The sequence below is a fragment of the Kitasatospora viridis genome, assembly GCF_007829815.1.
Classification (GTDB): Bacteria; Actinomycetota; Actinomycetes; order Streptomycetales; family Streptomycetaceae; genus Kitasatospora; species Kitasatospora viridis.
In genome coordinates this window covers 3,957,094-3,977,127 of the sequence record NZ_VIWT01000001.1, presented here as the reverse complement: position 1 = coordinate 3,977,127, position 20,034 = coordinate 3,957,094, and the positions used below count along the sequence as shown (strand labels likewise).

At 69.8% G+C, this 20,034-nt stretch carries 14 protein-coding genes and 3 rRNA genes; 6 read left to right on the top strand and 11 right to left on the bottom strand.

Annotated elements, in window-relative coordinates:
* The first annotated feature begins 1 nt into the window (after position 1).
* Genes FHX73_RS17805 through FHX73_RS17790 form a run of 4 tightly spaced genes read left to right on the top strand, consistent with a single transcriptional unit; the run spans position 2 to position 4,207 of the window.
* Positions 2 to 685 carry a DUF4129 domain-containing protein gene (locus FHX73_RS17805; protein ID WP_246213577.1) on the top strand — a complete coding sequence of 228 codons (684 nt, stop codon included), beginning with the start codon at positions 2 to 4 and terminating at the stop codon, positions 683 to 685.
* Positions 682 to 1,869 (top strand): DUF4350 domain-containing protein, encoded by a 1,188-nt coding sequence (locus tag FHX73_RS17800; RefSeq protein ID WP_145905937.1) that lies wholly within the window; start codon positions 682 to 684, stop codon positions 1,867 to 1,869. The genes FHX73_RS17805 and FHX73_RS17800 overlap by 4 nt, the downstream gene beginning before the upstream one ends.
* Before the next feature lie 38 nt (positions 1,870 to 1,907).
* Complete coding sequence (locus FHX73_RS17795; protein WP_145908352.1) at positions 1,908 to 2,882, top strand: AAA family ATPase; 975 nt, start codon at positions 1,908 to 1,910, stop codon at positions 2,880 to 2,882.
* Between the two features lie 14 nt (positions 2,883 to 2,896).
* Positions 2,897 to 4,207 carry a DUF58 domain-containing protein gene (locus tag FHX73_RS17790; protein ID WP_145905936.1) on the top strand — a complete coding sequence of 437 codons (1,311 nt, stop codon included), beginning with the start codon at positions 2,897 to 2,899 and terminating at the stop codon, positions 4,205 to 4,207.
* Positions 4,208 to 4,504: 297 nt separating this feature from the next.
* Here the strand turns inward: FHX73_RS17790 and rrf are convergent.
* The 4 genes from rrf to FHX73_RS17765 form a co-directional block, all read right to left on the bottom strand.
* Positions 4,505 to 4,621: ribosomal RNA gene (rrf, locus tag FHX73_RS17785) — 5S ribosomal RNA — on the bottom strand.
* A gap of 84 nt (positions 4,622 to 4,705) precedes the next feature.
* Positions 4,706 to 7,825, bottom strand: a 23S ribosomal RNA gene (locus tag FHX73_RS17780).
* A 268-nt stretch (positions 7,826 to 8,093) separates the two neighbouring features.
* Positions 8,094 to 9,608: ribosomal RNA gene (locus tag FHX73_RS17775) — 16S ribosomal RNA — on the bottom strand.
* The 16S, 23S and 5S rRNA genes sit together here, the layout of an rRNA operon.
* Positions 9,609 to 10,106: 498 nt before the next feature.
* Positions 10,107 to 11,111, bottom strand: coding sequence for a stage II sporulation protein M (locus FHX73_RS17765; protein ID WP_145905934.1), 1,005 nt, complete (start codon positions 11,109 to 11,111; stop codon positions 10,107 to 10,109).
* Positions 11,112 to 11,285: 174 nt separating this feature from the next.
* Between FHX73_RS17765 and FHX73_RS17760 the strand changes: the two genes are divergently transcribed.
* A complete protein-coding gene (locus tag FHX73_RS17760) occupies positions 11,286 to 12,278 on the top strand; it encodes an RDD family protein (RefSeq protein ID WP_211786217.1) in 993 nt (330 codons plus the stop codon).
* Here FHX73_RS17760 and FHX73_RS17755 read toward each other — a convergent pair.
* The 7 genes from FHX73_RS17755 to FHX73_RS17720 form a co-directional block, all read right to left on the bottom strand.
* Entirely contained in the window at positions 12,275 to 12,898 is a 624-nt protein-coding gene (locus FHX73_RS17755; RefSeq protein WP_145905933.1) for a hypothetical protein, read from the bottom strand. The two genes, FHX73_RS17760 and FHX73_RS17755, sit on opposite strands and share 4 nt — an antisense overlap.
* Positions 12,899 to 12,974: 76 nt before the next feature.
* Positions 12,975 to 14,420, bottom strand: coding sequence for an adenosylhomocysteinase (ahcY, locus tag FHX73_RS17750; RefSeq protein WP_145905932.1), 1,446 nt, complete (start codon positions 14,418 to 14,420; stop codon positions 12,975 to 12,977).
* A gap of 281 nt (positions 14,421 to 14,701) precedes the next feature.
* Positions 14,702 to 15,907, bottom strand: coding sequence for a mannose-6-phosphate isomerase, class I (gene manA / locus FHX73_RS17740; RefSeq protein ID WP_145905931.1), 1,206 nt, complete (start codon positions 15,905 to 15,907; stop codon positions 14,702 to 14,704).
* 65 nt (positions 15,908 to 15,972) lie between these two features.
* Positions 15,973 to 17,157 carry an SIS domain-containing protein gene (locus FHX73_RS17735; protein ID WP_145905930.1) on the bottom strand — a complete coding sequence of 395 codons (1,185 nt, stop codon included), beginning with the start codon at positions 17,155 to 17,157 and terminating at the stop codon, positions 15,973 to 15,975.
* A gap of 44 nt (positions 17,158 to 17,201) precedes the next feature.
* Positions 17,202 to 17,384, bottom strand: coding sequence for a Trm112 family protein (locus FHX73_RS17730; RefSeq protein WP_145905929.1), 183 nt, complete (start codon positions 17,382 to 17,384; stop codon positions 17,202 to 17,204).
* A gap of 92 nt (positions 17,385 to 17,476) precedes the next feature.
* On the bottom strand, positions 17,477 to 18,862 hold the full coding sequence (locus FHX73_RS17725) for a phosphomannomutase/phosphoglucomutase (RefSeq protein ID WP_145905928.1): 1,386 nt from the start codon (positions 18,860 to 18,862) through the stop codon (positions 17,477 to 17,479).
* A 187-nt stretch (positions 18,863 to 19,049) separates the two neighbouring features.
* Positions 19,050 to 19,421: a DUF3499 domain-containing protein gene (locus FHX73_RS17720; RefSeq protein WP_246213576.1), complete on the bottom strand. Its 372-nt coding sequence runs from the start codon at positions 19,419 to 19,421 to the stop codon at positions 19,050 to 19,052.
* A 139-nt stretch (positions 19,422 to 19,560) separates the two neighbouring features.
* Between FHX73_RS17720 and FHX73_RS17715 the strand changes: the two genes are divergently transcribed.
* Positions 19,561 to 20,031 (top strand): metallopeptidase family protein, encoded by a 471-nt coding sequence (locus FHX73_RS17715; RefSeq protein ID WP_145905926.1) that lies wholly within the window; start codon positions 19,561 to 19,563, stop codon positions 20,029 to 20,031.
* Positions 20,032 to 20,034: the final 3 nt, after the last annotated feature.

Here is a 20,034-nt window from a genome sequence, read left to right as displayed (position 1 = left end):
GATGCACGTCTGGGGGGACTGGGGGCGCGCCGTGATCACGGCCGACGGCGCGCCGGTGACCGAGCTGCGCGACCCGGCCAGGAACGCCGCCCGCGAGGAGCTGCTCAAGCCGGCCTACCACCGGCACGACCCGACGCTGGTGCAGCGGATCAGCAGCTGGGTCTGGGACCAGCTGGGCAAGCTCCTGGACCGGCTGGGCTCGGTGGTCGGCGGCGACGGCACCACCGGCCTGGTGCTCTTCCTGGTGCTGTTCGCGCTGCTCGCCGGCGGCTTGTGGTGGCGGTTCGGGCGGCCGCGCCGCTCGGCCGCCCGGGCCGGCGCGCTGTTCGCGGCCGACGGCCCGCTCACCGCCGAGCAGCACCGCGCCGCCGCGGCCGGGCACGCCGCCGCCGGCCGGTGGGCCGAGGCGGTCCGCGAGCAGCTGCGCGCCCTGATCCGCTCGCTGGAGGAGCGCACCCTGCTCGACCACCGCCCGGGCCGCACCGCCGACGAGGCCGCCCGCGAGGCCGGCCGCCAGCTGCCCGAGCACGCGGCCGAGCTGATCGCGGCGGCCCGGCTCTTCGACGACATCGCCTTCGGCGAGCGCCCCGCCGACCAGGCCGCCCACCAGCGGCTGGCCGAGCTCGACGAGCGCCTGCGCCGCACCCGCCCGGCCCCGCTCTCTCCGGCCGGAGGTGCCGCATGAGCACCACCGCACTCTCCCCGACGGCACGTCAACTGTGGCTGCGATCGCGCTGGTTCCTGCTCGGCACGGTGGTGCTGCTGCTCGGCGGCCTGCTGGTCGCCGGGCTTAACAACAGCCCCTCCTACCCGGCGCTGGACCCGCGCTCCCCGGACGCCGACGGCACCCTGGCCGCCGTCCAGCTGCTCCGCGACCGGGGCGTCACGGTGACCACCACCGCCGATCCGAGCGCCTTGGCGGCCACCCCCGCCGGGGACGACACCGTGGTGGTCCCGCTGCCCGACCTGCTCAGCGACGACCAGTTGGACGCGCTGGCCCGGGCCGGCCACCGCCGCCTGGTGCTGATCTCCCCCGGTCCGCAGGCGCTCTACCGGCTGGCCACCGGCGTCCAGACCTTCGGGCCCGACGATCCGCCGGTCACCGTGGCCTCCGCGAGCGCCCCGGGCGACTGCACCCTGGCGGAGGCCCAGCGGGCCGGCACCGCCGAGGGCGGCGGCCGGCTCTACCAGGTGGCGTCCGGGGCCACCGGCTGTTACCCGCGGCTCGGCCACCCGACCCTGGTCCGCACCACCGGCCCGGTCGGCGGCGAGGTGATCGTGCTGGGCTCCGGCCGGTTCCTCAGCAACCAGCGGCTGGCCCAGGACGGCAACGCCTCGCTCGCCCTCGGCGTGCTCGGCGCCCAGCCGCACCTGACCTGGTTCCTGCCCGACTACGCGGCCGCCGAGGCCGCCGCGGGGCCGCAGCAGAAGAGCTTCGTCCAGCTGATCCCGGACGGCTGGAAGTGGGCCCTCGTCCAGCTCGCGCTGGCGGCCCTGCTGGCGATGGCCTGGCGGGCCCGGCGGCTCGGCCCGGTGGTCCCGGAGAACCTGCCGGTGGTGGTCCGGGCCGCCGAGACCACCGAGGGCCGGGGCCGGCTCTACCAGCAGGCCAAGGCCCGCGGCCGGGCCGCCGACGCGCTGCGCCGGGCCACCCGGCAGCGCTTGGCCGCCCTGCTCGCCGTGCCGGTGCGGCACGGCGAGCCCGACCGCGACGCGCTGGCGGCCGCACTCGCCGCCCGGCTGGCCGACGGCCGCGCCCCGGGCGAGCTCGCCGGGCTGCTGCACGGCCCGCCGCCCACCGACGACGCCGCCCTGCTGCGGCTCGCCGACGACCTCGACGCCCTGGAAAGGCAGGTACGACAGCCGTGACGGCCGACTCGGTACACACCACGGACACCACGGACGCGGTGACCACGGACGCGGTTGCCCCCGCGCAGGACCCCCGGCAGGCCCTCGGCGCGCTGCGCGCCGAGATCGGCAAGGCCGTGGTCGGCCAGGACGCCGCCGTGACCGGGTTGGTGGTCGCGCTGCTCTGCGGCGGCCACGTGCTGCTCGAAGGCGTTCCCGGGGTCGCCAAGACCCTGCTGATCCGCGCCCTGTCCACCGCGCTCGACCTGGAGACCAAGCGGATCCAGTTCACCCCCGACCTGATGCCCGGCGACGTCACCGGCTCGCTGGTCTACGACGCCCGCACCGCCGAGTTCTCCTTCCAGCCCGGCCCGGTCTTCACCAACCTGCTGCTGGCGGACGAGATCAACCGCACCCCGCCGAAGACCCAGGCCTCGCTGCTGGAGGCCATGGAGGAGCGCCAGGTCACGGTGGACGGCGAGCCGCGCCCGCTGCCCGAGCCGTTCCTGGTCGCCGCCACCCAGAACCCGCTGGAGTACGAGGGCACCTACCCGCTGCCCGAGGCCCAGCTGGACCGCTTCCTGCTCAAGCTGGTGCTGCCGCTGCCCGACCGGGAGCAGGAGTTCCAGGTGCTCAGCCGACACGCGTCCGGCTTCGACCCGCGCGACCTGGCCGCCGCCGGCATCCGCCCGGTGGCCGGGCCGGCCGACCTGGCCGCCGCCCGGGCCGCGATCGCCCGGCTCACCGTCTCTCCCGAGGTGCTGGCCTACATCGTCGACCTGTGCCGGGCCACCCGGCAGTCGCCCTCGCTCTCGATGGGCGTCTCGCCGCGCGGCGCCACCGCGCTGCTCAACGCCTCCCGGGCCTGGGCCTGGCTGGCCGGGCGGGACTACGTCAGCCCGGACGACGTCAAGGCGCTGGCCCTGCCCACCCTGCGGCACCGGGTGCGGCTGCGGGCCGAGGCCGAGATGGAGGGCGTCACCGCCGACTCGGTGATCCAGGCCGTGCTCGCCCAGACCCCCGCACCCCGCTGAGCTAGGAGTACCCCGTGGCCCTGACCGGCCGTACCGCGCTGCTGGCCGCCCTGGGCAGCCTGATCACGGGTCTGCTGCTGCCCTCCTGGGCGGGGATCGGCCTGGTCTGCGGTCTCCTGCTGCTCGCCGTCCTGCTCGACCTGCTGCTCGCGGCTCCGGTCCGCTCGCTGCAACTGGTCCGGGGCGGCGACCGCTCGGTCCGGCTCGGCGAGCCGGCCAGCGTCGAGCTGACCGTCGCCAACCCTTCCGGGCGCCCGCTGCGCGCCCGGATCCGGGACGCCTGGGCGCCTTCGGCCTTCGCGCCGGGCACCGAGCTGACGGCCGCCCGGCACCAGTTGCTGGTCCCGGCCGGCGAGCGGCGCCGGGTCCACACGGCATTGCGGCCGACCCGGCGCGGCGACCACCGCAGCCTGCGGGTGACGGTCCGTTCGCTCGGGCCGCTCGGCCTGGCGGGCCGTCAGGGCTCGCACCAGGCGGCCTGGACACTGCGGGCGCTGCCGCCGTTCACCAGCCGCAAGCACCTGCCCTCCCGACTCGCCAGGCTGCGCGAACTGGACGGCCGCACCTCACTGCTGACGCGGGGCCAGGGCACCGAGTTCGACAGCCTGCGCGAGTACCTGCCGGGCGACGACGTCCGCTCGATCGACTGGCGGGCCAGCGCCCGGCGGAACACCGTCGCGGTCCGCACCTGGCGTCCGGAGCGCGACCGGCACATCCTGATCGTGCTGGACACCGGCCGCACCTCGGCCGGCCGGGTCGGCGACGCCCCCAGGCTGGACGCCGCCCTGGACTCGGCACTGCTGCTCACCGCGCTGGCCACCCGGGCCGGCGACCGGGTCGACCTGCTCGCCCACGATCTGGCCCAGCGCGTGGCCGTGGTCGGCCGCACCGCCGGGGACGTGCTGCCCGCCTTCACCCAGGCGATGGCCATGCTCGAACCCGCCCTGGTCGAGACCGACCAGCGCCGCCTCAGCACCGCCGCGCTCCGCCTCGCCCCGCGCCGCTCGCTGATCGTGCTCCTCACCGGCCTGGACGCCGGCTCCGCCGAGGACGGCCTGCTGCCCGCGCTCCCCCTGCTCACCAAGCGCCACGAGGTGATCGTGGCGGCCGTCGCCGATCCCCGCCTCGACGAACTGGCGGCCGGCCGCGGCAGCACCCAGGCCGTGTACGCCGCCGCAGCCGCCGAGCAGACCCGGGCCGACCGCCGCGCCGTCGCCGACCGCCTCACCCACCTCGGCGCCACCGTCCTCGACGCTCCCCCGGCCACCCTGCCCCCGGCGCTCGCCGACACCTACCTCGCCCTCAAGGCCGCCGGCCGCCTGTAAGCGCCCCAACCCAACCCTCCGGGCCCGCCTGCGCAGCACTCCTGCGCAGGCGGGCCCTTTGCCTCTCCCCTGACCTCCCCCAGCCGCCCTCCCCCAGCCGCCCTGGATAGCGCCACACGGCGGCGCCCAGCGACCGGACTACGGGTCCCCTCCAGCCAGCCCTAAACAAGCCTCCACCGCCCGCTCCGACAGCGCGGACAGTATGCCGGGGAAGTTCTGGAGGCCCATGAATCCGCTTTTCCCGGAAACGCGAAGAAGCCCCCATCACCAAGTGATGGGGGCTTCTCCACAAAGATTGTTCGGCGGCGTCCTACTCTCCCACAGGGTCCCCCCTGCAGTACCATCGGCGCTGTAAGGCTTAGCTTCCGGGTTCGGAATGTAACCGGGCGTTTCCCTCACGCTATGACCACCGAAACACTATGAAACTGTCAACCGCACCCACCCAACACTAACGGTGGGGGTCGTTGTTTCAGAACAACACAGTGGACGCGAGCAACTGAGGACAAGCCCTCGGCCTATTAGTACCGGTCAGCTCCACCCCTTACAGGGCTTCCACATCCGGCCTATCAACCCAGTCGTCTACTGGGAGCCTTACCCTCTCAAGGAGGTGGGAGTGCTCATCTCGAAGCAGGCTTCCCGCTTAGATGCTTTCAGCGGTTATCCCTCCCGAACGTAGCCAACCAGCCATGCCCTTGGCAGGACAACTGGCACACCAGAGGTTCGTCCGTCCCGGTCCTCTCGTACTAGGGACAGCCCTTCTCAACACTCCTACGCGCACAGCGGATAGGGACCGAACTGTCTCACGACGTTCTAAACCCAGCTCGCGTACCGCTTTAATGGGCGAACAGCCCAACCCTTGGGACCTACTCCAGCCCCAGGATGCGACGAGCCGACATCGAGGTGCCAAACCATCCCGTCGATATGGACTCTTGGGGAAGATCAGCCTGTTATCCCCGGGGTACCTTTTATCCGTTGAGCGACGGCGCTTCCACAAGCCACCGCCGGATCACTAGTCCCTGCTTTCGCACCTGCTCGACCCGTCGGTCTCACAGTCAAGCTCCCTTGTGCACTTACACTCAACACCTGATTGCCAACCAGGCTGAGGGAACCTTTGGGCGCCTCCGTTACTCTTTAGGAGGCAACCGCCCCAGTTAAACTACCCACCAGACACTGTCCCTGATCCGGATCACGGACCCAGGTTAGACATCCAGCACGACCAGAGTGGTATTTCAACGGCGACTCCACAATGACTGGCGTCACTGCTTCAAAGTCTCCCACCTATCCTACACAAGCCGAACCGAACACCAATATCAAGCTATAGTAAAGGTCCCGGGGTCTTTCCGTCCTGCTGCGCGAAACGAGCATCTTTACTCGTAATGCAATTTCACCGGGCCTATGGTTGAGACAGTCGAGAAGTCGTTACGCCATTCGTGCAGGTCGGAACTTACCCGACAAGGAATTTCGCTACCTTAGGATGGTTATAGTTACCACCGCCGTTTACTGGCGCTTAAGTTCTCAGCTTCGCCTGGACGAATCCAAGCTAACCGGTCCCCTTAACGTTCCAGCACCGGGCAGGCGTCAGTCCGTATACATCGCCTTACGGCTTCGCACGGACCTGTGTTTTTAGTAAACAGTCGCTTCTCGCTGGTCTCTGCGGCCGGCCCCAGCTCAAGCAGCAAGTGCCATCACCAGTTCCGGCCCCCCTTCTCCCGAAGTTACGGGGGCATTTTGCCGAGTTCCTTAACCATAGTTCACCCGAACGCCTCGGTATTCTCTACCTGACCACCTGAGTCGGTTTGGGGTACGGGCCGCCATGAAACTCGCTAGAGGCTTTTCTCGACAGCATAGGATCATCCACTTCACCACAATCGGCTCGGCATCAGGTCTCAGACTATATGCAAGGCGGATTTGCCTACCTTGCGTCCTACACCCTTACCCCGGGACAACCACCGCCCGGGCTGGACTACCTTCCTGCGTCACCCCATCGCTCACCTACTACCCTGTTGGATCAGCGGCTCCACCACGTCCCTTCGTCCGAAGACTCCAGGCCGGCTTCACGGCTTTAGCATTCAGAGGTTCAGCGTTGGCGCTTCAAAGCGGGTACGGGAATATCAACCCGTTGTCCATCGACTACGCCTGTCGGCCTCGCCTTAGGTCCCGACTTACCCTGGGCAGATCAGCTTGACCCAGGAACCCTTGGTCAATCGGCGCAAGAGTTTCCCACTCTTGTATCGCTACTCATGCCTGCATTCTCACTCGTATACCGTCCACGACTCGATTCCTCGGCCGCTTCACCCGGCACACGACGCTCCCCTACCCATCACAGCGGGCGTTGGCCCTCATGCTGCAATGACACGACTTCGGTGGTGTACTTGAGCCCCGCTACATTGTCGGCGCGGAATCACTTGACCAGTGAGCTATTACGCACTCTTTCAAGGGTGGCTGCTTCTAAGCCAACCTCCTGGTTGTCTCTGCGACTCCACATCCTTTCCCACTTAGCACACGCTTAGGGACCTTAGTCGGTGTTCTGGGCTGTTTCCCTCTCGACCATGGAGCTTATCCCCCACAGTCTCACTGCCGCGCTCTCACTTACCGGCATTCGGAGTTTGGCTAAGGTCAGTAACCCGGTGAGGCCCATCGCCTATCCAGTGCTCTACCTCCGGCAAGAAACACGCGACGCTGCACCTAAATGCATTTCGGGGAGAACCAGCTATCACGGAGTTTGATTGGCCTTTCACCCCTAACCACAGGTCATCCCCCAGGTTTTCAACCCTGGTGGGTTCGGTCCTCCACACGGTCTTACCCGCGCTTCAACCTGCCCATGGCTAGATCACTCCGCTTCGGGTCTTGGGCATGCAACTCAAACGCCCTATTCGGACTCGCTTTCGCTACGGCTACCCCACACGGGTTAACCTCGCTACACACCGCAAACTCGCAGGCTCATTCTTCAAAAGGCACGCAGTCACGGCCCGCCAGCAAGCTGACGAACGACGCTCCCACGGCTTGTAGGCACACGGTTTCAGGTACTATTTCACTCCGCTCCCGCGGTACTTTTCACCATTCCCTCACGGTACTATCCGCTATCGGTCACCAGGGAATATTTAGGCTTAGCGGGTGGTCCCGCCAGATTCACACGGAATTTCTCGGGCTCCGTGCTACTTGGGAGAAGCTCAAGTGAGCCGTACAGATTTCGCCTACGGGGGTCTTACCCTCTACGCCGGACCTTTCGCATGTCCTTCGACTATCCATACGGTTTCTGACTCACCCAGCCGCCGGCAGACGACTGAAGAACTTTCCCACGACCCCGAAGTGGCAACCCCTGCCGGGTCTCACACCACTACGGTTTAGCCTCATCCGGTTTCGCTCGCCACTACTCCCGGAATCACGGTTGTTTTCTCTTCCTGCGGGTACTGAGATGTTTCACTTCCCCGCGTTCCCTCCACATACCCTATGTGTTCAGGTATGGGTGACAGCCCATGACGACTGCCGGGTTTCCCCATTCGGACACCCCCGGATCAAAGCTCGGTTGACAGCTCCCCGGGGCCTATCGCGGCCTCCCACGTCCTTCATCGGTTCCTGGTGCCAAGGCATCCACCGTGCGCCCTTAAAAACTTGGCCACAGATGCTCGCGTCCACTGTGCAGTTCTCAAACAACGACCAGACACTCATGCTCAACACCCGAAGGCGCCTCACAAGAGACCGGCACTGAGACAACGTTTCCGTTCCCTCAGGACCCAACAACGTGCCCGACACACCCGATCACTCGAACCCGTTCCACGCCGAAGCAGTACTAGGAGACAACCAACCAAGTGTGCCGAATAGTCAACGTTCCACCCATGAGCAAGCACTCCAGGACATTCGCCCGAAGCTGCCATGTGCTCCTTAGAAAGGAGGTGATCCAGCCGCACCTTCCGGTACGGCTACCTTGTTACGACTTCGTCCCAATCGCTGGTCCCACCTTCGACGGCTCCCTCCCAAGGGTTAGGCCACCGGCTTCGGGTGTTACCGACTTTCGTGACGTGACGGGCGGTGTGTACAAGGCCCGGGAACGTATTCACCGCAGCATGCTGATCTGCGATTACTAGCAACTCCAACTTCATGGGGTCGAGTTGCAGACCCCAATCCGAACTGAGACCGGCTTTTTGGGATTCGCTCCACCTCACGGTATCGCAGCCCTTTGTACCGGCCATTGTAGCACGTGTGCAGCCCAAGACATAAGGGGCATGATGATTTGACGTCGTCCCCACCTTCCTCCGAGTTGACCCCGGCAGTCTCCTGTGAGTCCCCGACATTACTCGCTGGCAACACAGAACAAGGGTTGCGCTCGTTGCGGGACTTAACCCAACATCTCACGACACGAGCTGACGACAACCATGCACCACCTGTATACCGACCACAAGGGGGCGCCTATCTCTAGACGTTTCCGGCATATGTCAAGCCTTGGTAAGGTTCTTCGCGTTGCGTCGAATTAAGCCACATGCTCCGCTGCTTGTGCGGGCCCCCGTCAATTCCTTTGAGTTTTAGCCTTGCGGCCGTACTCCCCAGGCGGGGAACTTAATGCGTTAGCTGCGGCACCGACGACGTGGAATGTCGCCAACACCTAGTTCCCAACGTTTACGGCGTGGACTACCAGGGTATCTAATCCTGTTCGCTCCCCACGCTTTCGCTCCTCAGCGTCAGTAATGGCCCAGAGATCCGCCTTCGCCACCGGTGTTCCTCCTGATATCTGCGCATTTCACCGCTACACCAGGAATTCCGATCTCCCCTACCACACTCTAGCCTGCCCGTATCGAATGCAGACCCGGGGTTAAGCCCCGGGCTTTCACATCCGACGCGACAGGCCGCCTACGAGCTCTTTACGCCCAATAATTCCGGACAACGCTCGCACCCTACGTATTACCGCGGCTGCTGGCACGTAGTTAGCCGGTGCTTCTTCTGCAGGTACCGTCACTTGCGCTTCTTCCCTGCTGAAAGAGGTTTACAACCCGAAGGCCGTCATCCCTCACGCGGCGTCGCTGCATCAGGCTTGCGCCCATTGTGCAATATTCCCCACTGCTGCCTCCCGTAGGAGTCTGGGCCGTGTCTCAGTCCCAGTGTGGCCGGTCGCCCTCTCAGGCCGGCTACCCGTCGTCGCCTTGGTAGGCCATTACCCCACCAACAAGCTGATAGGCCGCGGGCTCATCCTGCACCGCCGGAGCTTTCCACCAACCCCCATGCAGAGGAAGGTAATATCCGGTATTAGACCCCGTTTCCAGGGCTTGTCCCAGAGTGCAGGGCAGATTGCCCACGTGTTACTCACCCGTTCGCCACTGATCCACCCCGAAGGGCTTCACCGTTCGACTTGCATGTGTTAAGCACGCCGCCAGCGTTCGTCCTGAGCCAGGATCAAACTCTCCGTGAATGTCTCCCCGCAATCGGGGCGAACACCCGCGCAGAGCGGCACAGCAACCACCGGAATAGGGCGGCCCCGTGCACTGCGTCCTCGCTAGTGTTTTTGTTACTAAAGGAATCTCCAACCCCGATCAGAAGACCGAGGCCGGGGATGTCAACATATCTGGCGTTGACTTTTGGCACGCTGTTGAGTTCTCAAGGAACGGACGCTTCCTTCGAAATCGTTCTCGCGATTTCTCCGGGCGCTTCGTTCTTTCGTGTTCTCAGCTTATCAGATCCGATCCGCGCCGTTTACCGGCCGTTTTCCGATCCGAATTTCCCGCTGAGGGAGGAGGGCTTACCGGACTGCATTCTCGCGAATGTTTCGCCTCGGCTTGCCGTGTCGTAGACACTACGCCTGGTTCGGGCTCGTTGTCCAGCCCGTCCCAACCGTTCGAATCTACTAGCCCGTCAGTTCCGTGTCAACGGTTCTGGCGGCGTGAAGAGAACATTACCAGCTCCCAGGGGGTCATCCCGCCACGGGCTGGAGGTCGCCGCGGTCGGTCGCCTCCACGTCGCCGATCTCGCCGGCGGCGGCGGCGCGGCGGCCGAGGACCAGGGCGTAGAGCAGGAAGAGCAGCTCGGCCAGGACACCGATGCCGATGCGGGCCCAGGTGGGGAGGCCGGAGGGGGTGACGAAGGCCTCCAGGCAACCGCTGACGAAGAGGACCGCGGCGAGTCCGATCGCCATGCCGATCACCGAGCGGCCCTCCTCGGCGAGGGCGACGGAGCGGGTGCGCGGGCCGGGGTCGATCACCGTCCAGCCGAGGCGCAGGCCGAGGCCCGCGGCGACGAAGACGGCGGTGAGTTCGAGCAGGCCGTGCGGCAGCAGGAGGCCGAGGAAGAGGTCGAGGTGGCCGGCCGAGGACATCAGGCCGATCCCGACGCCCAGGTTGAGGACGTTCTGGAACAGCACCCAGAGCACGGGTATCCCGAGGAAGACGCCGAACACCAGGCACATCGCGGCGATCTCCGCGTTGTTCGTCCAGACCTGGGCGGCGAAGGAGCTGGCCGGGCGGTCGGTGTAGTAGGTCTGGTACTCGCCGCCGGGGCGGGTCATGTCCCGCAGTTGCTCGGGGGAGGCGATGCTGTCGCGGACCTCGGGGTGGCTGGAGACCCACCAGGCGATCAGTGCGGCGACGAGCAGCGAGACCACCGCGATCGGGATCCACCAGCGCCGCGAGCGGTAGAGCGCGGCCGGGAAGCTGACGGTGAAGTAGCGCACGGCGTCCCGCCAGCCGGCCGTGCGGCTGCCGGTGACCGCGTTGCGGCCGCGGGCCACCAGGGTGGTCAGCCGGGAGACCAGCGCCGGGTCGGGTGCGGTGGCCTGGACCCGGGCCAGGTGACCGGTGGTCCGCTGGTAGAGCAGGACGAGTTCGTCGGCCTCCTCCCCGGTGAGCCGGCGTCGCTTGCTCAGGGTCTCCAGTCGGGCCCACTGCGCTTGGTGGGCGGCGACGAAGACATCCAGGTCCATGACGGGCTCACTCCAGATCACGGCGGCGGGTTGGCGTGGGGTCAGCTTGCCAGACGCCCGCGCCCGGGGGACGGGCCTTTCCGCCCCGGAGGCCGCCCCGTATGTTGGGCGCGGACGGCGGGGGCGGCGCGAGCGGCGCACACCCGCGTGAAGCTAGCGGAACGGGCGGGTGCAGTGAGCGACCTGGTGACGGGTGAGGCCGTGGTCCTCGGTCTGCGGACGGCGAAGCTGCCGAGCAGGGCGTTGGCCGCCGTCATCGACCTGGTGGTGGAGTTCGTCGCCTTCTTCGCGGTCACGTTGCTGCTGCTGGCGGTGCTGGACGGCCTGGACGACGCGGCCTCGGCGGCGCTGGTGATCTGCCTGATGGTCTTCTTCCTGGTCGGCCTGCCGGTGCTGGTGGAGACGCTGAGCCGGGGGCGGTCGCTGGGGAAGCTGGCGCTGGGGCTGCGGGTGGTGCGCACCGACGGTGGGCCGGTGCGGTTCCGGCACTCGCTGGTCCGGGGCCTGGTCGGGGTGGTCGAGGTGGTCCTGCTCACCGGTGTGCCGGCCGTCATCACCTCGCTGATCTCCACGGACGGGCGCCGGCTGGGCGACATCTTCGGCGGCACCGTGGTGGTCCGGGAGCGGGTGCCGGGTGGGCGGAACCTGGCGCAGGTGCCCCCGCCGCCGCCTCAGGTGCTGGCCGCGCTGGGCGGTGACCTGGTCCGGCTGGACTTCTCGGCGGTGCCGCCGGGGCTCTGGCTGGCCTGCCGTCAGCTGCTGGTCCGGTCCGGCGAGTTGGACGCGTCCGCGGCGCTGCGGATGGCGGACCAGCTGGCCGCGGACGTGGCGGCGCGGGTGCAGTGGCCGGTGCCGCCCGGGCTGCACCCGGCGCTCTACCTCGGCGCGGTGCTCACCGAGCGGCAGCGGCGCGACTGGCAGCGGACGAACGAGGCGCAGCTGGGCGCGGTGCCCTTCGGAGCACCGCCGTTCGCGCCATCGCCGTTCGCACCGCCGCAGTTCGCACCACCGCAGTTCGGTGTGCCGCAGTTCGGTGCGCCGCAGCCGCCGGTGGTGGCTGCCCCGATGCCGCCGAGCCTCCAGCAGCCCCAGTCCCAGTCCCAGCCGGCGGCGCCCGCGCCCGCGGCCGAGCCGCGGGACAACGGCGGGTTCGCGCTCCCCGGCTAGCGCGGCCAGGGGTTCGGCGGGCTGTCCAGCGATTCGAGTTCGATGCCCGGCGCGGACAGCACCACGTCCCCGGCGAGGTGCACCTCGTGCTGCTCGCCGGTTTCCAGGTCGGCCACCAGGTAGCGCTCGACCCGCAGCGGCCCGCTGTCGGTCGGGTGCTCCTCCGTCCCCGCGAAGGTCCAGCCCTGGTCGAAGGTCCGCGGGGCCAGTGCGGCACCGCTGAAGGAGACCAGCCGGACCCGGGCCGCGGCGCCCTCGGCGAGGTCGAGCAGCCGCGCGGTGGCGATCAGGAAGGCGGGCGAGTCGCCCGCGAAGCCGTGCGCCCGGTCGTGCCCCTCGACGGCGGCCGCGCCGCCCGGGTCGGCGGCGTCGGTGCGCACCCAGGCGACCCCGTCCACCGCTCCCCCGCGCACCTGCCAGCCGCCGGCCCGCAGTTCCATCCGCAGCGGCCGGCTGCGCGAGTCCAGGGTGAGGTCCACGCTGCCCAGCACCGCACCGTCCGGCGCGTAGCTCTTGGCCACGTAGCGCCAGCCGGCCGGCCCGGGGGCGCAGCTGAACCGCTCCTCGCCGAGGAGCGTGCCGTGGTGCGGGTCGTGCAGCGAGTAACGGCCGTTGGGCATGGGTCAGAAGCCTACGGGCAGGAAGCCGGAAGGCCGGCCGCACCCGCCCAGGGGTGCGACCGGCCTCCACGGTGTGTCAGTAGCGGTACTGCTCCGCCTTGTACGGGCCCTCGACCGGGACGCCGATGTAGTCGGCCTGGTCCTTGGACAGGGTGGTGAGCTTGACGCCCAGCGCGGCCAGGTGGAGGCGCGCGACCTTCTCGTCCAGGTGCTTCGGCAGCACGTACACGCCGACCGGGTACTCCTCGGTCTTGGTGAACAGCTCGATCTGCGCGATGGTCTGGTTCGCGAAGGAGTTGGACATCACGAACGACGGGTGGCCGGTCGCGTTGCCCAGGTTCAGCAGGCGGCCCTCGGAGAGCACGATGATGGTGCGGCCGTCGGCCTTGCGCCACTCGTGGACCTGCGGCTTGACCTCGGTCTTCACCACGCCGGGCAGCTTCGCCAGGCCGGCCATGTCGATCTCGTTGTCGAAGTGGCCGATGTTGCCGACGATCGCCTGGTGCTTCATCCGCTCCATGTGCGGAGCCATGATGATGTCCTTGTTGCCGGTGGTGGTGATGAAGATGTCGGCGATCTCCACCACCTCCTCCAGGGTGGTGACCTGGTAGCCGTCCATCGCCGCCTGCAGCGCGCAGATCGGGTCGATCTCGGTGACGATGACCCGGGCGCCCTGGCCGCGCAGCGACTCGGCGCAGCCCTTGCCCACGTCGCCGTAGCCGCAGACCACGGCGACCTTGCCGCCGATCAGGACGTCGGTGGCGCGGTTGATGCCGTCGATCAGCGAGTGGCGGCAGCCGTACTTGTTGTCGAACTTCGACTTGGTCACCGAGTCGTTGACGTTGATGGCCGGGAACAGCAGCTTGCCGTCGCGGTGCATCTCGTACAGGCGGTGGACGCCGGTGGTGGTCTCCTCGGTCACGCCCTTGATGGTGGCGGCGACCTCGGTCCACTTCTTCGGCGACTCGGTCAGGGTGCGGTTGAGCAGCTCCAGGATGATCCGGAACTCGTCGTTGTCCGCGGTGGACGGGTCCGGCGCGGCGCCGGCCTTCTCGAACTCGACGCCCTTGTGGATCAGCAGGGTGGCGTCACCGCCGTCGTCCAGGATCATGTTCGGGGTCTGGCCGTTCGGCCAGGTCAGCGCCTGCTCGGTGCACCACCAGTACTCCTCCAGCGTCTCGCCCTTCCAGGCGAAGACCGGGACGCCCTGCGGGTTCTCCGGGGTGCCCTCGGGGCCGACCGCGATGGCGGCGGCGGCGTGGTCCTGGGTGGAGAAGATGTTGCAGGAGCACCAGCGGACCTCGGCGCCCAGCGCGGTGAGGGTCTCGATCAGCACCGCGGTCTGCACGGTCATGTGCAGCGAGCCGGTGATCCGGGCGCCGGCCAGCGGCTGGCTCTCGGCGAACTCCTTGCGGATCGACATCAGGCCGGGCATCTCGTGCTCGGCGAGCTGGATCTCCTTGCGGCCGAACGGGGCCAGGGAGAGGTCGGCGACCTTGAAGTCACCAGTGGTGTTCGACATGCGGGGTTGCTCCTCGCTGCGTGGTCGGTCGGAACGGGTGTGCTGAACGGCGGGGCGGCCCGGGACGGGACGCTCCGCTGCGCGGCACAATCCGTCGGAGGACCTCTCTCCCTCGACCCGCTCCCGGATCGACCGCCATCAGCAGCGACGTTTGGCACCGCCAACGAACATACACCGAGCCGACTCGGCGGCGGGGGCACACGGCCGGATTGCGCCGGCCGGGTGCCCGCGGCGGAGCCGCCGGACCAGGTGCCGGCCCCGGGGCCGGACCTGGCGCCGGGTCAGAGCGTGACGGTGGCGCGGAAGACGGTGCCGGTGCCGGTCAGCCGGGTGTCCCCGCCGGTGGCCGGCAGGTAGGCGGACTGGCCCCGGCCCAGCTCGATCTCCTGGCCGTCCGACCCGGTCAGCCGCACCGTGCCGTCAGTGCAGAGCAGGATCTGCGCGGCCCGGCCGTCCACCCGGCGCTGCTCGCCGCCGGTCAGCACGAACCGGGAGAGCCGGAACTCGTCGATCGGGACCGGGAAGAGCTCCTCGCCCTCGGCGTCGGCCTGCGGGCGCAGCACCCCGGGGTCGCCGGCCCGGAAGACCACGACCTTCAGCAGTTCGGGCACGTCGATGTGCTTCGGGGTCAGGCCGCAGCGCAGCACGTTGTCCGAGTTGGCCATGATCTCGATGCCGGTGCCGTGCAGGTAGGCATGCGGCACGCCGGCGCCCAGGTAGAGCGCCTCGCCGGCCTGCAGCCGGACCACGTTGAGCAGCAGGGCGGCCAGCACGCCGGCGTCGCCCGGGAAGTGCCGGGCGGCGTAGGCGTAGCCGGCCCAGGTCAGCGCGCGCGGCGAGTCGGGGTGGGCGGCCAGCAGCCGGTCCAGCGCCTCGGCCAGCTCGCCGACGATCGCGGCGGCCACCGTCGGGTCGGTGGAGAGCAGGGTGGCCAGCGTCTCGCGCAGCGCCTGCTCGGCGGGCTTGGTGCGCATCAGGTCGATCAGCGGGGCGAGGCCGGGAACGGCCAGCTCCTCCATCAGGTCGGCCGTGGCCAGCGGGTCGCGGAAGCCGCAGAGCCCGTCGAACTCCTCCAGCGCGCAGATCAGTTCGGGCTTGTGGTTGGCGTCCCGGTAGTTGCGGTGACCGGCCCCGGCCGGCACCCCGGCGGCCTCCTCGGCCGCGAAGCCGGCCTCGGCCTGGGCCCGGGACGGGTGCACCTGCAGGGAGAGCGGCAGCTCGGCGGCGAGCACCTTGAGCAGGAACGGCAGGCTCGGACCGAACTTGGCCACCGACTCGGCGCCCAGCTCGCCCACCGGGTCGGCGGCGATCAGCCGGGACAGCTCGACCCGGTCCGCGCCGCGCTCCACCCGGGAGGAGTCACCGGGGTGCGCGCCCAGCCAGAGCTCGGCCTGCGGCTCGCCGCTCGGCTGCTCGCCGAGCAGTGCCGGGATCGCGGTGGTCGAGCCCCAGGCGTACGGGCGGACGGTGTTCACGAGGCGGTCCATGGTGCTGCCCTGCTCCTGGTCTCGGTCGACGTGTTTCTGCGTCAGAGACCCTAGCCGACCTGGCCTCAGTGGCCGGACACACCCGCCAGGCCCAGGTAGACGGCCGCGAAGTCGCCCAGCGAGACCAGCTCCGCCAGCGCCGCCAGCGGTTCCGCACCGACCCCGGCGAGCTCGGTGAACCGCACCTCGTGCGCCTCGGCGAGCCGGCGGGCCCGGCGCACCGCCGGGCCGGCCTCGGCCGGCTCGGCGGGCTCCTGCTGGGCGCCCGGGGTGTGCCGCAGCACCAGCACCTCCAGGGCGAGCGGCTCCGGCTCCTCCACCCGGTCCCGGAAGAAGTCCTCCGGGTCGGCGCCGGCCCCGAGCTGGCCGGTGAGCATGCCGTGGTGGTCGGTGAGCGCCTGCGGCAGCCGCCCGCTGACGGCGGGTCGGCCGGCCCGGTCGGCGAGCACCGCGGCCAGCCGCTCGGCCGCCACCGCCGCCACCTCGCCGTCGCCCCAGAGCAGCGGCACGGTGCCGGCCAGCTGGGCGGCCAGGCCCTTGGCGGGGTTGCGGTAGGCGTCGGCGTCCGGCCGGTGACGGACCGCCAGTTCGTCCAGCAGGTCGGCCAGCCGGGACAGTTCACCGGGTGCCAGGCGGAGCAGCCCGATCCGGTCGGCGAGCGCCAGCAGCGGGGTCAGGAAGGCCCAGAGCGCCCCCGGGTCCTCGGCCGGCAGGTCCGGCTCGGCGCCCCGGCCGGTCGGCTCCTCGACCGCGCTCGGCACGTAGGGCAGCGGCAGTGCGCGGACCTGCGGCGCGGCCTCGGCCAGCGGCCGGTCCTCGGGGGCGATCACGACGATCGAGCAGCCCCGGGCGTAGGCCTGCTGGGCGAGGCGGATCAGCCCCTCCTCGACGCCCTCGGCGCTGGCCAGCACCACCAGGTCGAGCGGTCCGGCCCAGCCCGGCAGCTGCCAGCCGAAGCCGGCCTCGAACGGGTCGCTGGGCAGTGCCTCGGTCGGGGCCAGCGGGTGCACCAGCACGGCGCCGCCGGTCAGCGCGGCCAGTGCCTGGCCCGCGGTGCGGGCGCTGCGCTGCCCGGCGACCAGTACGGCCCGGGGGCGTCCCTCGGGGTTCAGCTCGGCCAGCCCGGCCGCCTCGGTCAGCCGCAGCGCGGTGCGGACCCGGGCGCCGGCACCGGCCAGTGCGAGCAGCGCGTGGTCGCGGTCGGCGCGCTGGAGGGCGGCCGGGTCGTCGAGCAGGGTGTCGTCGAGCATGCGCTGGACCTCCGGGTCCGCTCGGGTGACGCGGGGTCGGACGATCAGGCGGTGCGGCGGGCCTCGTCGACGAGCAGCACCGGGATGCCGTCGCGGACGTCGTAGCGCAGGCCGCAGTCGGTGCCGCCGCAGACCAGCTCGGGGGCTTCCTCGGTGCCGCCCTCGGTCAGCCGCGAGTGGCACTGCGGGCAGACCAGGATCTCCAGCAGGAAGGGTTCGAGCGTCATGGGGTGCGGCTCCGTGGTGTCGATGCGGCGGCCGGAAAGGGTGCGCCCCGGCCGGTAGTCACCCTACCGGCCGGGGCGCGTCCGCAGGACGATCAGGCCCGCACGATCGCCAGCACCGCGTCGCGCAGTTCGGCCATCTTCGCCGGGTCCTTGGCCTCGACGTTGAGGCGCAGCAGCGGCTCGGTGTTGGAGGCGCGCAGGTTGAACCACCAGTCGGCGCCGGCCACGGTCAGGCCGTCCAGCTCGTCCACGGTGACGCCGTCCAGGGTGCCGTAGGCGGCCTTGACCTCGGCGGACTTGGCGGCCTGGTCGGCGACCTCGCTGTTGATCTCGCCGGAGGCGGCGTACCGGTCGTACTCCTCGGTCAGCGCGGACAGCGTGCCGGGCTGGCCGCCGAGCGCGGCGAGCACGTGCAGCGCGGCCAGCATGCCGGTGTCGGCGCGCCAGAAGTCGCGGAAGTAGTAGTGCGCGGAGTGCTCGCCGCCGAAGACGGCGTCGGTCTCGGCCATCCGCTGCTTGATGAAGGAGTGGCCGACCCGGGTGCGCACCGCGGTGCCGCCGTGCTCCGCGACCACCTCGGGGACGGTCCAGGAGGTGATCAGGTTGTGGATGATGGTCGGGCTCTGCTCGCCGGCCGCCTTGGCGCGGGCCAGCTCGCGGACCGCGACCAGGGCGGTGATCGCGGACGGGGAGACCGGCTCGCCGCGCTCGTCGATCACGAAGCAGCGGTCGGCGTCGCCGTCGAAGGCCAGACCGAGGTCGGCGCCGACCTCCTTGACCTTGGCCTGCAGGTCGACCAGGTTCTTCGGGTCGAGCGGGTTGGCCTCGTGGTTCGGGAAGGTGCCGTCGAGCTCGAAGTACATCGGGACGACGTCCAGCGGCAGGCCGTCGAAGACGGTCGGCACGGTGTGGCCGCCCATGCCGTTGCCGGCGTCCACCGCGACCTTGAGCGGGCGGATGGCGGTCAGGTCGACCAGGCCGAGCAGGTGGTCGGCGTAGCCGCGCAGGGTGTCCTGCCGGCTGAGCTCGCCCTGCTTCGCCTCCACCTCGGGGACGGTGACGGTGTCGTCCTCGTTGATCCAGCTCTGCACCAGCTCGCGGATCTCGGCCAGGCCGGTGTCCTCGCCGACCGGGGCCGCGCCCGCGCGGCACATCTTGATGCCGTTGTACTGGGCCGGGTTGTGGCTCGCGGTGAACATCGCGCCGGGCAGGTCGAGCTTGCCGCTGGCGTAGTAGAGCTGGTCGGTGGAGCAGAGGCCGATCTCGGTGACGTCGGCGCCGCGGGCGGCCGCGCCCTCGGCGAAGGCCCGGGACAGGCTCGGCGAGGACGGGCGCATGTCGTGGCCGACCACGATCGCCGTGGCGCCGGTGACCTGCACGAATGCGGCGCCGAAGGCACGGGAGAGGGTCTCGTCCCACTGGTCCGGGACCACGCCTCGGACGTCGTAAGCCTTCACGAGCTGCTTGAGGTCGCGCACTGCGGCTCCACCTTGTTGTGTGTCTTCCAGGACCCGGTCGGCCCCACGGTCACGATATGTCGACCCGGCGGCGGGGTGTGCCCGAGGGTGCGGCGCCGAGAGGGCAGCAGCGTACCCGGTGTGGGTGGCGGGTTCGAGAACGCGGCGTGAGCGCTGTGGCCGACGGGTCGTCAGTGGACCTACGTGGTCAGTTGTCCGGCGACCGGAGCACCCTGAGGTGGCCGCGCCGACCCGCCTCGGTGGGGTCGCCGTCGCCGCCGCGCACCGGGCGCGGGCCGCGCTCCTGCGGCCGGGCGGCCTCCCGGACGGCGTTGGCGAGCGCCTCCAGGTCGTCGCTGCTGCGGCGCAGCGGCGCGCTGTCGGTGGCCAGCCGGACGACCTCCCAGCCGCGCGGGGCGGTGAGGCGCTCGGCGTGCTCGGCGCACAGGTCGTAGCAGTGCGGCTCGGCGTAGGTGGCCAGCGGGCCGAGCACCGCGGTGGAGTCCGCGTACACGTACGTCAGGGTCGCCACGGCCGGACGGCCGCACGCGGTCCGCGAACAACGACGTACAGGGCTCACGAGGGTGGACGGTACCGCACCATCGGCCGACTGGCTAAGACCGGCCGGTCGGGGACGGTTCGTGTCGCGTCCGAACGGGGCCGGATCGGTGTTCGTGTGGTCCAATTCCTGGCCTCCAAGGACTACGCTCGTCATTGATATGGACAGCTCCGCACCGCAACCACCGGCCGCACCGCCACCCTCCGGTCCGCCGCGCCCCCGGCGCCGCGACCGCCACGGGCGGGGCCTGCGCGGGCCGCTGGCACCGCCTCAGGTCCCGATCTCGCTGACCAGGTCCGAGCTGTTCGAGGACTACATCCGCGAGTCGGTGGAACGGCTGGAGCGCCGCTGGCCGCAGCTGGTCGACGTCGAGTTCGAGGTCGCCGAGGTGCCCGAGGAGGCCGCGCTGAGCGGCCCGCTGCCGGACGGCGTGCCGCTCGGCCGGGTGGTCGTCGCGCAGCCGGGCCAGAGCCAGAAGAGCCGGATCACCATCTACCGCCGCCCGGTGGAGATCCGGGCCAAGGCCCGGGAGGACCGGGCGGCGCTGGTGCACGAGATCCTGATCGAGCAGGTCGCCGAGCTGCTCGGGCTCTCGCCGGACGCCATCGACCCCCGCTACGACGAGGACTGACGG